The following is a 14,411-nucleotide window of genomic DNA, read 5'->3' as shown; positions in this document are numbered from 1 at the left end:
GGAGCTGGGGGAGCGGTTGCGGGTGCGGCTCACGGAGGCGGACCTGGTGGCACCGAAGATACGGTTCGCGCCTGTCTGAGGTCATGCCGCAGTTCTTCGGTCAGTGGGCTTGTCCACTGACGTCGCTGATGGCCGTGTGCCACGATCGAGGGAACGATTCCCGATCTCTCGGGCAGGTGATCTTCTGATGTCCCAGTCTGGCGAGCGACAGAAGGAGGGGCGTGACATGAGTGCCGTGGCCCATGAGCCGCTCACGCCGGCTGAGGGACTGCTGGAGATCTTCCTGGCCCTCGACACCCCGGAGGGTTTCCGGGCTGAACTGATCGAGGGGGAGATCGTTGTGACGCCGCCGCCGGACGGGGAGCACGAGAAGTACATCAGCCGGATCGTGCGGCAAGTGATCAAGCATGCGCGGATCGAGATGGATTTCTCCGGGAACAAGGGCCTGAAACTGAGAAGCGGCGAGGCCTGTCCAAAGAACCACGTGGTCCCGGACGTCACGCTCGCGCCTCTTGAGCTCGATCTTTTCGGGAGTGCCGACTCCTGGATGCCCTGCGACAGCGTTGCCATGGTCATCGAGGTGACGTCCACGAAGCCCAAGGCGGACCGCGAGGCCAAAAGGCGCTGCTACGCCCGCGGCGGCGTCCCTCTTTACCTGCTCGTCGACCGGGAGGCGTCCTCGGTCACTCTGTTCAGCGACCCGGAGAAGGACGACTACCGGGAACACTGCACCCGTTCGTTCGGCAAGCCGATCTCCCTGCCCGCCCCGTTCGCCTTCGACCTGGAGACCGCGGACTTTCTCTGAGTACGACGGCGTTGCACACCCTGAGTCGGACGGACAGGGGTTGGCCATGGTGGAGCAGGCGCTGTGGACAAGGGCACGGCTGGGGCGTGGCGGGCCGCCCCTGGACCTGCTGACCGCCCGCTTCGACAAGCACGTCTACGCCCCGCACGCCCACGACGAGTACACGATCGGTGTGTGCGTGGGCGGTTCGGAGATCATCGACTACCGGGGTGGCCACATCCGCACGGGCCCGGGATCGATCGTCGTCCTGGCGCCGGGGGAGATGCACACGGGCGGCCCGGGAACCGCGACGGACGGATACGCGTACCGCGCTCTGTACGCGGAGGCGCCGCTGCTCCAGGACGGCTCCACAGGCCGGCCGCACTTCCGCGACCCCTTGATAGACGACCCCGAACTCGCCGCCGCCCTCCGTCTCGCGCACGCCGAACTCAGCGCCTGCCCCGACCCGTTGGAGACGGAGTCCCGCCTTCCGTGGCTCCTGACGGCTTTGTCCTGCCGCCACTCCACGGCCCGCGCGGCGGACTGCGTGATCGCGGGCGCGGACGCGGACGCGGTGGCTCGGGTGGTCCGCGACCGCCTGGCCGACGAGCTGCTGGCACCCCCTTCCCTCGCGGACCTCGCCACCGACCTGGGCATGTCCCGCTACCAACTCCTCCGTGCCTTCCGTACGGCGATGGGGATACCGCCGTACGCCTGGCTGGCGCAGTACCGAGTGAACCGGGCGCGATGCCTGCTGGAGTCGGGCCTCAAGCCGGCCGAGGTCGCGGGAGCGGTGGGCTTCGCGGACCAGGCACACCTGACGCGCTGGTTCCGCCGCGTACTGGGGGTGACCCCGGCGGCGTACCGCAACAGCGTTCAAGACGCGAGCCGTTGAGGACACCGACGATGTCCGCATGACTGCACGCGGCTGGTTCCTGTTCTCCCTGATGGGCGTGGTGTGGGGCATCCCCTACCTGATGATCAAAGTGGCGGTGGACGCTCCGCTGTCGGCTCCGTTCGTGGTGTTCGTACGGTGCGCGGTGGGGGCGCTGCTGCTGCTCCCGTTCGCGATGCGGCAGGGAGGCCTGCGGCGGACCGTTCGGGCGCACTGTCTGCCCATGCTGGCCTTCGCGGTCATAGAGATCATGGGCCCCTGGTACACGCTCACGGACGCGGAACGACACCTCTCCAGCTCCACGGCCGGCCTGCTGATAGCGGGCGTACCGATAGTCGGCGTCCTCCTGGCCCGCTTCTTCGGCGACACGGAACGGCTGGGAGTCCGGCGGGTGACGGGCCTGGGGCTGGGGCTGGCCGGTGTGGGCGTCCTGACGGTCCCGCATCTGACGGGCGGGGACGCCAAGTCGCTGGCGGAGGTGCTGGTGACGGTGGTGGGGTACGCGACGGCACCGCTGATAGCGGCCCGCTGGCTGAAGGACGTCCCGTCCCTCCAGCTCACGGCACCGTGCCTGGCGCTGGCGGCCCTGGTGTACGCGCCGGGGGCGGCGCTGACCCGGCCCTCCGCCATGCCCTCGGCCTCGGTGCTGGTGGCTCTGGCGGGCCTGGGGGTGCTCTGCACGGCGGTGGCGTTCGTCGCCTTCCTGGAACTGATCAAGGAGATCGGCCCGACGAGGGCGACGGTGATCACGTACGTCAACCCGGCGGTGGCGGTCGTGGCCGGGGTGCTGTTCCTTTCGGAGCCCCTGACGGTGGGCGTCGGCGTGGCCTTCGCGCTGATCCTGACGGGCTCGGTCCTGGCCACGGCGGGCCCGGTGAGGGTCACCGCGGCACCGCCCTGCCCCGAGTCCCCGGTACCATGGTCCACACGGCAGACGAGCCGGGCGGACGGCCGCGTGGAGTCCCCTCTTGGAGGGCTCCCCGAGGAACGTCCGGGCTCCACAGGGCAGGGTGATGGCTAACGGCCACCCGGGGTGACCCGCGGGAAAGTGCCACAGAAAACAAACCGCCCGGCGCTTCGGCACCGGGTAAGGGTGAAACGGCGGTGTAAGAGACCACCAGTGCCCAGGGCGACCTGAGCAGCTAGGTAAACCCCACCCGGAGCAAGGTCAAAAGGAAACACCCTGGTGTTTCTGCGGGGACGTTCGAGGGCTGCCCGCCCGAGTCCCCGGGTAGACCGCACGAGGCCTACGGCAACGTAGGCCCTAGATGGATGGCCGTCGCCCCGACTCCCGCGAGGGACCGGGGCACAGAACCCGGCGTACAGCCCGACTCGTCTGCCCGTAAGCTCCTTCGAGCTGATCGTGTTGTCAGTCCCCTCTGCCATCATCCCGGCATGTTGTACGACACCTTGGTGGCCGAATCCCGCCGGAACGACTCGCTCGACGACGTAAGGTCCGCCGCGCTCGACCGCGTCCGCTGGCTGGTCGACCTTCTGGAACGTCAGCGGTCCGAGTTCCGTCGGTTCATGGGGCACGCGTTCCGGCGATCCAGGGTGGCGGGCGCGGCGACCCAGGCCGAGATCGACGGGCGGCTCGCGGGCTGCGCGGATGAGGAGGGCAGGGCCGCGGTCCTGTGCCTCATGCTGGCCGCCCGCTTCGACGACAGGAACTCGTGGCAGTACGACGCCGAGATCGAGCCCCTGATCTCGCGGGTGCGCGGCTGGACGCCCGACGAGGTGGCCGTGATGCTGCTCCGCGCCACCGAGTACGCCAAGGGCTACCGGTTCGCCCATGCGCTTGAGCTGGCGCTGAACGCCGCCGACCGGCTCGACGCCGAAGGCCGCCGTGCAATCACGCCCTGGCTGCGGCACGCACACACACAGCTCATGGACATCACCGTCGAAGCGCGCCTGCGTGCGTCGCTGGTCCAGCGCCTCCGCGCGCTGCTCGCGAGCGTGGACGAGGCGCACATCCCCGAGGGACTCATCCCCGCCGACGCTCCCTGGGTCGCCCCGCTGAGGGACCGGGCGAAGGCCGCGCCGACACCGGAACTGGCGAACTTCGTACGGCACTTGGTGAGCCTGTCGGGGCCGCGTCCCACACAGAGGTGGCGGAAGGCGTGCCTCGAACTCGCGGACGCGGCATCGGCGCGGGACCTCGTAGCCGACGTCCTGCGGTCGCTCGCAGGGGACGAGGGGCTGTGCAGCACGGACAGCGGTGCGCACACCGGCTGGATCCACGGCGATCACCACTACCACTACGTCGTCCACCAGAACGACGGCGATCTGGCGCGCGGCGTCGTCTGGGCGGCCGCGCTGACCGGTGGCCCGGCCGCGGTGCGACACCTCGGTGCGCTCGCTCTGCGGACCGGTGGCCAGGGAACCGGCGTGATCGAGGACCTCAAGCTCGCGGGTGCGGCGATCAACGCGCTGGCCGAGACCGGCGATCCGGCCTCCCTGGAGACCCTGTGGCGGTTGCGGTCCCGGATCAAGCACCGCGCTCTGCGCAAGCAGCTCGACACCGCTCTGGTGACGGCAGCAGGGAAGCAGGGCATCACGGCCGGGCAGCTCATCGAGCGCAGCGTGCCCGACCACGGCCTGGCGCCGGACGGCTCGCTGGAAAGGGAGTTGGGCGGATACCGGGTGCGGGTGATGATCGAGAGCCCGGCGACCGTACGGCTCACCTTCACACGCCCCGACGGGGGGACCACCCGCACCGCTCCGGCGGCAGTGAAGGACGGCTTCCCGGACGAGCTCCAGGAGTTGAAGGCCCTGGCCAAGGAGGTGCGGGGGACCCTGTCGGCCGAGCGGGCCCGCGTGGAGGCGCTGATGTCGGCCGGGCGCGAGTGGCCGTACGACGAATGGTGCCGCTACTACCGCGACCATCCGGTCACCGGGGTAATCGTCCGCGGCCTGATCTGGGAGTTCCGCGACGCCGGGGATGCCGACGGCGAGTGGCGTGCGGTGGCGCCGACGCCGATGACGGAGCCGCCCGGGGAGCCCGAGCGCCGCGTCCCCCGCGATGGCAGTGGCGCCCGCGTCCGGCTGTGGCATCCCCTCAGGGCGTCGGCGGACGAGGTCAGGGCGTGGCGGGAACGGCTCGTAGCCGAGCACCTGCGGCAGCCCTTCAAACAGGCCTTCCGGGAGATCTACCTGCTCACCCCGGCGGAGGAGGAGACCAGCGTCTACTCCAACCGGTTCGCCGCGCACATCGTCCACTACCCGCAGCTCTACGCGCTGTTCAAGGAACGTGACTGGCAGGCCAACTTCCTCGGACGGCACGACGGTGGCTACGACGGGACGGCGCGGGCCGAGTTCGGCGACGGCGAGTGGCGGGCCTGCTTCCACCACGAGCCCGCAGCGGACGACGACGGCGGCGGCTACGCGCCCGAGCACGCCGCGACGGACCAGGTCCGCTTCGAGAGGCGGGACGGCAGACGGTGGCGGGAGGTGCCGCTGGCGGATGTGCCCCCGTTGGTGTTCAGCGAGGCGATGCGCGACGTGGACCTCTTCGTCGGCGTGACCTCCATCGCAGCCGACCCCGACTGGACCGACCGGGGCGAGGACCGCCACGCCGTGTACTGGCGCACGGCCACGTTCGGCGCGCTGACGGCGAGCGCCGAGGTCCGCCGCGCGGCGCTGGAACGGATCCTGCCGCGCCTGAAGATCGCCGGCCGGTGCTCGCTCGACGGCCGCTTCCTGGTGGTCCGCGGGGACCTGACGACGTACAGGATCCATCTGGGCTCGGCCAACATCCAGATGGAGCCCGACGACGCCTACCTGTGCGTCGTCCCGTCACGCGGCAAGGGCACCGGCAAGGTGTTCCTGCCGTTCGAGGACGACCGGCTCTCCCTGATCCTCAGCAAGGCGTTCCTGCTCGCTGCCGACACCAAGATCACCGACGAGACCATCCTCCGCCAGATCAAGCGGGACGCCCGATGAGTCTCGCCGCTCGTGCCGATGGGCGTACTGACCGACCCGGACTTCGCGCTCACGGCCTTGTTTCGCGCCGACGTCGTCGGGCCGGACGGTCCGCGTGGTCGCCTGGGCCATACGGGACGCGCCTCCGCCGCTTCGCGCGCAGCCGGACGGCGGACGAACGGCGTGCTGACGGCGCACTACCGCCGACTGCCCCGGGAGGCTCTTCGTCGAGGCGTCGGGTCCTCGACGTCTCGGCTCACCCGGCTGGAGGTCATGCGAATGAGTGACGGCGCGAGGCAGACCGCAGTGACCTGACCTGACCTGGTCTGATGGCCGGTCAGCGCCCATTGTCATGTTTGGCTACCGCTACCCCTCCTATCTGGGGATTCGCGAGCGCTCCCGCCGGACCCTGTTGAAACTCGCACGAAACAAGCCCTTGCCCCGGCTTAAAACGACGGTTAGTTTAACCGCCATTCGAAGCCCGACCTGATCACCCGGGCGTCTCCACGGCGTGTGCATGCTTCAAGGAAGGGCAGTGCCATGACGCTTGACAGGGCGCAGTTTTCGCGTCGGGGTTTTCTGGGTCTCGGAGTCGCGGCGGGGGTCATCACGCTCACGGCGTGCGGCTCCGGCACCGGGTCGAGTGATGACCCGCTGGTGATGACCGTGTGGGGTGGGGAGACCGACCGGGCGACGTACCAGAAGCGCATCAACCTGCTCGTCAAGAAGTACCCCGAGCTGAAGGTCAAGCTCCAGCTGATCCCGTCGGAGTCGTACGCGCAGAAGGTGCAGACCATGATCGCGGGCGGCAACGGCCCGGACATCATGCAGGTCGCCGAGAACGTCAACGTCTACTCCAGCAAGAACCAGCTGCGGCCACTCGACGACCTCGCCAAGAGCGCGGGGCTGGACCTGACGCAGCGGTTCGGGACGATCGGGTCGCTCTACTCGTACGAGGACAAGCTCTACGCGATACCGGACCGGTCCGGCGCGATGATCGTCTACTACAACAAGACCCTCTTCGAGAAGAAGGGCATCAAGGCTCCTACCGCCGAGTGGACTTGGGACGACACCCTCGACGCCTTCAAGGAGCTGACGGAGAAGGGGAAGACCTGGGGCTACGGCGGCGCCGGCTGGTGGCCGCAGTGGTGGAGCATGGCGTACCAGAACGGTGGCGCCATCATCGACGCCAACGGGAAGCCGACCGCGGACAGCGACGAGGTCGTCGAGGCGCTCCAGTGGGTCGGTGACCTGACCTTCAAGCACGGCGTGGTGCCGACGAAGGCGCAGTACGCCGACATGGGCACGGACGTCGGCGGCGACCAGGCCTTCGCGGCCGGCACGGTCGCGGTCAACGCCACCGGGTTCTGGGCCATCGCCGGCCAGGCGGAGTCCAAGTTCGAGTGGGACATCGCGCCGATGTGGCGCGGCAAGAAGCAGGCCGTGGCCTCCTTCGGCAGCGGTCTCGCCATCTCCCGTACCGCGAAGAACCCGGCCAACGCCTTCAAGGCGATCGACTTCCTCACCTCGCCCGCGCCGCAGCAGCAGATCATCGCCGCCGCCGAGGACGTGCCGGCCAACCTGGAGGTGCAGAAGAGCGAGGCGTTCCTCAAGCCCGCCTGGATGAAGTCGGACGTGAACATGGGTGTGTTCGCCGAGTCCAGCGAGTTCCTCTTCAAGGCGCCGTTCATCCCCGAGTGGAACGAGATGCTCGCGGCCATCGACACCGCGACGGCCGACTTCTGGCTCGGCAAGGAGCGCAGCGCCAAGAAGGCGCTCACCGCGCTCCAGAAGAACCTCGAGTCCGTCATCAAGTCCGCGGGATGACCGCTCATGGCCATGTCGAGGTTGCGGCGCCGTGAGGCGCTCTGGTTCTACGTCTTCGTCTCACCGTGGGTGATCGGGTTCCTCGCGTTCCTGCTCGGACCGATGATCTCCTCGATCTACTTCTCGATGACGGACTGGGACTCCTTCACCCCGCCCAAGTGGGTCGGTCTGGACAACTACACCAAGCTGCTGACCGACGATCCCATCTTCTGGAAGGCCCTCGGGAACACCCTCTTCTACGCAGCGGTCTCCGTTCCGCTGGGACTGCTCGTAGGGCTCTGGCTGGCCAATCTGCTCAACAAGCAGATCCGGGCCCGCAAGTTGTTCCGCACGCTCATCTATCTGCCCACGCTGGTACCCCTGGTCGCGGCCTCGCTCGCCTTCCGGGTCGTGCTCGCCCCGTCCGGCCCGCTCAACGACGTCCTCGGGTGGGTCGGGATCAAGGGGCCCCAGTGGCTGCTCGACCCCAGCTGGGTGAAGTACGCGCTCATCCTGCTGTCGGTCTGGGGCGCCGGCAGCGCCACCGTCCTGCTGCTCGCCGCCATGAAGGGCATCCCGCGCGAGTTGTACGAGGCCGCCGAGATCGACGGCGCGGGGCCGGTACGGCAGTTCTGGAGCATCACGGTCCCGCAGCTGACCCCGGTCATCTTCTTCAACCTGGTGATGGGGCTCATCGGGGCCTTCCAGGTCTTCTCGCAGGTGTACATCCTGATGCCGAAGGCCTCCCAGCCCGGCACCTACAACGCCAGCCAGACGATGGTGCCTTACCTCTTCGACCAGGCCTTCTCCTACTACCACATGGGCTACGCCTCGGCGATCTCCTGGCTGCTGTTCGCCGTGATCCTGGTGTTCACCCTGCTGGCCTTCCGCACCACCCGCCGCTGGGTGTTCTACGAGACCGAGGTGAAGTGATGGCGACGCTCGCACCCACCGTCGCACCCCAACAGGGCGGACAGGCCGGCCAGGACGAGGAGCCCGAAGGCGGTACGAGTCGCGTTCTCGGCGTCTTCAGGGCGACCCCGTTCACCTACGCGACCCTGATCATCGTTTCGGCGGTGCTGTCCGTGCCGCTCGTGTTCGCCGTGTCGATCGCCTTGTCGACCGACCACACCGTGACCACCAACGCGTTCACGATCTTCCCGCACGAGTTCGCGTGGCGGAACTTCACCAAGGTCTTCGAGGGCGACCTGCCGATGGGCCGGTTCCTCGTCAACTCCCTGCTCATCGCGCTCGGTTCGGTCATCGGCCAGATGGTGTCGAGTGGACTCGTGGGCTACGCGTTCGCGCGTCTTAGGGCTCCCGGCAAGAACGTCATGTTCCTCGTCGTCATCGCGACGATGATGATCCCGACACAGATCACGATGATCCCGCAGTTCATCCTGTTCAAGGACCTGGGCTGGGTGAACACCTATTTGCCGCTGATCGTGCCGAACTTCTTCTCCAACGCCTTCAACGTGTTCCTGGTACGGCAGTTCGTCTCCCGCCTGCCCAGCGAGCTCGACGAGGCCGCCATGGTCGACGGTCTCGGGTTCTTCGGCATCTACCGGCGCATCATGCTCCCGATGCTGTGGCCCGTGCTGATCGCGATCGGCATCTTCACCCTGACCTACAACTGGGGTGATTTCATGGGGCCGTTGATCTACCTCAACGACGAGTCGAAGATGCCGCTGGCGCTGGGCGTGCAGTACATCACCACGACGGCCGTGGCGGGCCAGCCGCCGCCGTGGAACCTGGTGATGGTCGGCTCGATCCTGCTCACCCTGCCGATGATCGCCGTCTATTACCTGGGCCAGCGGTACCTGTACGAAATGGACATCAGCGGCGGAAGCGCGGGAGTCAAGTGAGCCACTCAACCATCGCGGGTACCGGCGTCGACCTGGATGCGCGCGGCATCCGGATCGAGGGCACCGAGCGTGTCGTGCTGTGCGCCTCCCTGTTCTACTTCCGCCTGCCGCGGGAGCAGTGGCGCGCCCGGCTCGAACAGGTCCGGGACTCGGGATACACCTGCGTGGACGTCTACCTTCCGTGGAACTTCCACGAGTTGGCGCCCGGTCGCTGGTCCTTCGAGGGCCGGCGCGACGTCGCCGCCTTCCTGGACCTCGCGCAGGAGACCGGGCTGTACGTCATCGCCCGCCCCGGACCGTACATCTGCTCCGAGTGGGACGGCGGCGCGCTGCCGGCCTGGCTGGGTCTCGATCCCGACCTCCGTGTACGGCAGCACGAGCCGCGCTTCCTCGCCGAGGTCGCCGCATGGTTCGACCAGGTGCTGCCGTTGCTCGCCGAGCGCCAGTACCCGGCCAACGGCCCCGTCGTCATGGTGCAGTTGGAGAACGAGCTCGACTTCTTCGACTGCGAGGACCGCGCCGGTTACCTGACCGCCCTGCGCGACCAGGCCCTACGTCACGGCATCACCGTGCCCCTCATCGCCTGCTCCGGGCAGGGCGACATCGAGGGAGCCACCGGAGACGTCCCCGGAGTCATCCCCGCGTGCAACTTCTATCCGGACGACGACTCCCCGGACATCGAGCCGGAAGTCCGGCGGTACGCACAGGTGTTGGCCGACCGTGACCTGCCCCTGCTCATCACCGAGACCAACCGCCGTCACCGCACACTGCGGCGGCTCCTGGCGAGCGGCGCCTCGCTGATCGCGCCCTATCTCCAGTCATCCGGCTGGAACTTCGGCTACACCCCGTCCACCGGGAACTGGGGCGACCCCGGCAACTTCATGAGCCACGGCTACGACTTCGGCGGCTACGTCTCCTCCACCGGCGCCGAACGCCCCGAGTACGCCCAGGCCCAGCTGCTCGCGCGCGCGATCGGCACCCTGGGCTCGCGGCTGGCACTCGCCGGCTCGTCCGTGCCCCGCGTGCCGGTCACCGCCGACTTCCCGACCAGCTCCTCACCTTCGGCTCGGGACCTCGACGGAGGCGGGCAGCTCATCGCCGTACCGCATCTCGGCCCGGCAGGCCCGGCAGGCCCGGCAGGCACGGCGCCGGGCACGGCGGTCGTGAACGGCGTACCGGTCGCCGTCGCCGCGGACTCGTGCCCGCTGATGCTGACGGACGTGCCGCTGCGGCCCTGGGGCCATGACGGGACGCTCACCCTGGCCTCCGCGGATCTGGTGGCCGCGGCGGACGGTGTGCTGACGTTCTCCTCCGAAGTGCCGGTCACCGTCGTCCTCGGCGGCAACCGGGTCGAGATCCCGGCTCCGGCGGTCGGCGCTCCCGAGCGGGTGACGGTCGACGGGCTGACCCTTGTCGCGCTGGCGCCGGGGGACGCCGTACGACTGCGGGCGACGGAGCGTGACGGAACGGTGCGCTTGGCCGATACGTCACCCCTGCCGAGTGCGGCGCCGCCCGTCGAGGTACGTGACGTCCGGCGGCGGGGGGCCGGGCCCCGCGAGGAGCCGGCCGGTGCCCATGAGCTGCCGCCCGCGCTGGAGGCACTCGGTGTGTATCGGGGGCGTGGGACCTACCGAACCACCCTCGATCTGACGGGAGTTGACGAACTCCTGCTCGTCGGCGCCGCAGACATCGTCGACCTGTCGGTCGGCGGCCGGGTGCATCCCACGATCGCCGGCTTCGGCGCGGCACAGCGGATCGACGTCCGGGAAGCGGGCGGCCGGGTCGGCGTCGAGGCCGTCGTGGAGATCTGGGGGCACGCGAACTTCGACGACGCGCGGCTGCCGGCTCTCCGGCTCGGCGCACTGCGCGGGCTCGGCTCGCTGTGGACGGTCCGGGACGTGACGGACGTGTCGGCGCTGTGGACGGTGCACGGCCACTGGGCGGGCCTGCCCGCGCCCGTCCGCGGGCTCGGCGGCTGGAGCAGCACCCGGGTCGGCATCCCCGTGACCTACCGCCGCGACATCCGGTCGGCCACCGCGTCGGCCCTGCACCTGCCTGGGGTGGTCGAACCGGTGCGGGTGAGCGTGGACGACGGCGAACCGCGCACCGTCCACAGGGAGGATCCCTGGGTCCTGCTCCCCGCCGGAACCCACCGGGTCTCCGTCACGCTGCCGCACCACCCCAGTGGCGGGGGCCTGCGCGCCGAACTGCTCGGCCTGGAACCGGTGACGGACTGGACCTGCGCCGTCCAGAACGATGACGTACTGACAAGGTTCGCTGCCGAGGCCGACCCCGTTGACCCCGCCGACCCCGAGCGGTGCGACATCCGGCTGCCGCTGGTCCTGGAACCGGGCGAGGAGGCGTGGCTCGACGTCGATCTGTCGCAGCTGCCGCCGTCCGACAAGGGCTTCGCGGTGCGCCCGGCCGGAACGCAGATCCGCGTGACCGGATGGGCCGAGGGGGAGTGCCTGGGCCGGATCTGGGCCGACGGCCGGCCCGCCTTCTCCGGCGGGGACTCGAACATACTATGGGTCCCGCCAGGCTGGTCCGGCCTCACCCTGCTGGTGCGGGGCACCGCCGGACCGGGCAATCCGGAGCTCCGCACACTGCGGCTGGAGTATCCAGACGACTGAGGGAGCACGGTGGCGCGGCGCACGGCCCGGGATCTCCGGAGCGAGAACCGTTTCGAGGTTCTGCACGCTTTGTTCGAACTCGGGCCTTCCACCCGGCAGGAGCTCGCCCGGCACACCGGACTCAGCCCGGCGACCGTGGCGACCATCGTCACCGAGTTCCTCTCCGAAGGTGTCCTGCGCGTCGCCACCGTGGAGAACACCACCGGTGGACGGCCGCAGGAGCGGCTCACCATCGACCCCGAGCGCGGCCGCATCGTCGGCGTCGACGTGGCCGAGACCTACGTCGACGCCACGGTGTACGACCTCGAACTCGGCGTGCTCGGGCATGGCGAGCTCGCACTCGACGAGCAGGAGAACGACCCCTCGTACGTCGTCGAGGGAATCGTCCGCGCGATCGGGGCGGCCGTCGCGGACGGGGGAGTCGAGCAGAAGCGCATCCTCGGCGTCGGGGTCAGCATGCCGGGGCACGTCCATCCCGACGCCGGCGTCTCGGTCTTCGCGCCGAACTGGGACTGGCACGACGTGCGCATCGAGGAGCTGCTGGAGAAGGTGCTCCCGGTCCCCGTCTACGTCGACAACCCGCTCAAGGCGGTCGTCCTGTCGGAGATGTGGTTCGGTGTCGGGCGCGTCGTCGACAGCATGGCCGTCGTCAACCTCGGCACCGGCGTCGGGGCGGGCATCGCCATCGACGGGGCGTTGATGCGCGGCGCCACCAACAACGCCGGGGAATGGGGCCACACACTCCTCCGGCTGGACGGCAGACCGTGCCGGTGCGGGCGGCGCGGCTGTGTGGAGGCGTACCTCGGCGCACCCGGTCTGCGCATGACGCTCGCCGAGATCGCCCCGGAGCACCCCACGCTCGGGCAGCCACGGCAGCGCGACTTCGTCGAGGCGGTCGCCGACGGTCTCGCCGCGGGCGACCCTGCGCTGACGGAACTGGCACTGCGCACCTCGCGCTACCTCGCGGCGGCCGTCGGCGACCTGGTGAACCTGCTCAACATCCCCAGCGTCACCCTGACCGGCTGGACCTCCACGGCCCTGGCCCGGTGGCTCGTCCCCGCCGTGCGCGACGAACTCCCCGACCACGTCATGCCGGGCTCCCTCCAGGGCCTCACCGTGGAGCCGTCCCAGGTCCCGGGCAACGCCGTGGCCCTCGGCATGGCGGCCTTCACGCTGCAGCGGTTCCTCACCCGGCTGGGCCTGGGCAGCCCGGCGGGTACACGGCCTCGGCCGGACCCGGAGCCGTAGGAGGTTCTCCCGACTTCAGGCGCATCGCGCCAGCTTGATCTTCAACCTGTGCGGCGTGGTCGTGGGGTGGTCGACTTGTTCGGTCAGGACCGTGGTCGGACCGTGGTGACCTTCGAGCAAGGTCCGCGCGAGCGCCGCGGAGGCGGTCGCCGACATCCCCGACGGGGCGTCACTGGCCGTCGGCGGCTTCGGCCTCAGCGGCATTCCCGGCGTGCTCATCCAGGCCCTCTACGCGCAGGGCGCCATCGGCCGAGCTCCTGCCCGGCCACGGACAGGACGGAGGCCGACGACATCACCTGGCTCGGCGAGGGGGGCCACCACGCTCACCGTCCCGGCGCACTCACATGGGGTGAGGGCCCGCCGTACGTCGTCACCGGCTCAAGCGTCCGCCCGCAACGCGTCCGAGATCGGCTTCGCGCCGCCGTGTGCGGTGAGGCCGCCGTCGACCGGGATCTCGGCGCCGGTGATGAACGCGGAGTCCCCGGAGAGGAGGAAGGTGATGAGCGGGGTGATGTCGTCGACGGTTCCGGTGCGGCCGAGCGGTGTCCCGAGGAGGTTCGCCGCGCGGAACGCGGGCGCGGCCGACGCGGTCATCTCGGTCTCGATGAAGCCGGGGTGGATCGTGTTCACGCGGATGCCGCGCGGCCCCAGCTCCATGGCGGCGGTGGCCGACAGCCCGCGCAGCGCCCACTTGCTGGTGGTGTACGCGACGGGGTAGTGGGCGGTGAGCGCGGCGGAGGAGCCGACGTTCACGATCGACGCCCCCGCGCGCATCAGCGGCGCCAGGTGCTGGATGCCCAGCAGCGGGCCGGTGACGTTGACCGCGTGGACCCGGGCCATGTCCTCGGGGCGTACGTCGTCGATCCGGGCGCGCCAGGTGACGCCCGCGTTGTTGACCAGGCCGTGCACCTGCCCGTACGCCTCGCCCAGGTCGGCGGCGAGGTCCGCCCACTCCTTGGCGCTGGTGACGTCGAGGCGGCGGCAGCCGGCCTCCTCCGTCACGTCGGTGGCGATCACCCGGGCGCCCTCGCGGGTCAGCGCCTCGGCCTCCGCCGCGCCCTGGCCGCGGGCGGCGCCGGTGACCACGACGACCTAGGGCGTGTTGCGAAAGTCCCGCCTGCCTCGCGACGCCATGCACGCACTCTCGCCGCACCGGGCGAAAGCCCAAGTACATCCAGTACGAGGGCTTCCGCCCGGCACGCCGAGAGCACGCACCTGACGCCGCGAGGCCCGCCCTTCGGGCGAACGACGGGACTTTC

10 protein-coding genes, 1 other RNA gene and 2 pseudogenes are annotated in these 14,411 nt (G+C 69.7%); 12 read left to right on the top strand and 1 reads right to left on the bottom strand.

What is annotated here, in order from left to right; translation table 11 throughout:
- The first annotated feature begins 4 nt into the window (after nt 1-4).
- The 12 genes and pseudogenes from EHS43_RS48980 to EHS43_RS20805 form a co-directional block, all read left to right on the top strand.
- Nucleotides 5-79, top strand: coding sequence for a hypothetical protein (locus tag EHS43_RS48980; protein ID WP_369009050.1), 75 nt, complete (start codon nt 5-7; stop codon nt 77-79).
- A 147-nt stretch (nt 80-226) separates the two neighbouring features.
- Nucleotides 227-805, top strand: coding sequence for a Uma2 family endonuclease (locus EHS43_RS20855; protein ID WP_185806336.1), 579 nt, complete (start codon nt 227-229; stop codon nt 803-805).
- Between the two features lie 46 nt (nt 806-851).
- A complete protein-coding gene (locus tag EHS43_RS20850; protein WP_125192283.1) occupies nt 852-1,679 on the top strand; it encodes an AraC family transcriptional regulator in 828 nt (275 codons plus the stop codon).
- 19 nt (nt 1,680-1,698) lie between these two features.
- Nucleotides 1,699-2,481: pseudogene (locus tag EHS43_RS48975) on the top strand (DMT family transporter); the annotation flags it as partial.
- A 133-nt stretch (nt 2,482-2,614) separates the two neighbouring features.
- Nucleotides 2,615-3,018, top strand: an RNA gene (gene rnpB, locus EHS43_RS20840) — RNase P RNA component class A.
- A gap of 56 nt (nt 3,019-3,074) precedes the next feature.
- Entirely contained in the window at nt 3,075-5,621 is a 2,547-nt protein-coding gene (locus EHS43_RS20835) for a DUF4132 domain-containing protein (protein WP_125192282.1), read from the top strand.
- 519 nt (nt 5,622-6,140) lie between these two features.
- A complete protein-coding gene (locus EHS43_RS20830; RefSeq protein WP_185806335.1) occupies nt 6,141-7,427 on the top strand; it encodes an ABC transporter substrate-binding protein in 1,287 nt (428 codons plus the stop codon).
- Nucleotides 7,428-7,433: 6 nt separating this feature from the next.
- Nucleotides 7,434-8,339 (top strand): carbohydrate ABC transporter permease, encoded by a 906-nt coding sequence (locus tag EHS43_RS20825; protein ID WP_125192280.1) that lies wholly within the window; start codon nt 7,434-7,436, stop codon nt 8,337-8,339.
- Nucleotides 8,339-9,271 carry a carbohydrate ABC transporter permease gene (locus EHS43_RS20820; protein ID WP_125192279.1) on the top strand — a complete coding sequence of 311 codons (933 nt, stop codon included), beginning with the start codon at nt 8,339-8,341 and terminating at the stop codon, nt 9,269-9,271. Before EHS43_RS20825 ends, EHS43_RS20820 begins: the two co-directional genes overlap by 1 nt.
- Nucleotides 9,268-11,904, top strand: a complete 2,637-nt coding sequence (locus EHS43_RS20815) for a beta-galactosidase (RefSeq protein WP_125192278.1) — start codon at nt 9,268-9,270, stop codon at nt 11,902-11,904. The genes EHS43_RS20820 and EHS43_RS20815 overlap by 4 nt, the downstream gene beginning before the upstream one ends.
- 9 nt (nt 11,905-11,913) lie before the next feature.
- Nucleotides 11,914-13,152, top strand: a complete 1,239-nt coding sequence (locus EHS43_RS20810) for an ROK family transcriptional regulator (protein ID WP_125192277.1) — start codon at nt 11,914-11,916, stop codon at nt 13,150-13,152.
- Nucleotides 13,153-13,306: 154 nt separating this feature from the next.
- Nucleotides 13,307-13,393: pseudogene (locus EHS43_RS20805) on the top strand (CoA-transferase); the annotation flags it as partial.
- A 137-nt stretch (nt 13,394-13,530) separates the two neighbouring features.
- On the opposite strand, the gene EHS43_RS20800 reads toward EHS43_RS20805, so the two are convergent.
- Nucleotides 13,531-14,238, bottom strand: a complete 708-nt coding sequence (locus tag EHS43_RS20800) for an SDR family NAD(P)-dependent oxidoreductase (protein ID WP_125192276.1) — start codon at nt 14,236-14,238, stop codon at nt 13,531-13,533.
- Nucleotides 14,239-14,411: the final 173 nt, after the last annotated feature.

This window comes from Streptomyces sp. RP5T (assembly GCF_003933965.1).
Classification (GTDB): Bacteria; Actinomycetota; Actinomycetes; order Streptomycetales; family Streptomycetaceae; genus Streptomyces.
The sequence above is the reverse complement of the archived record's forward strand: the minus strand, read 5'-3'. Positions and strand labels throughout refer to the sequence as shown.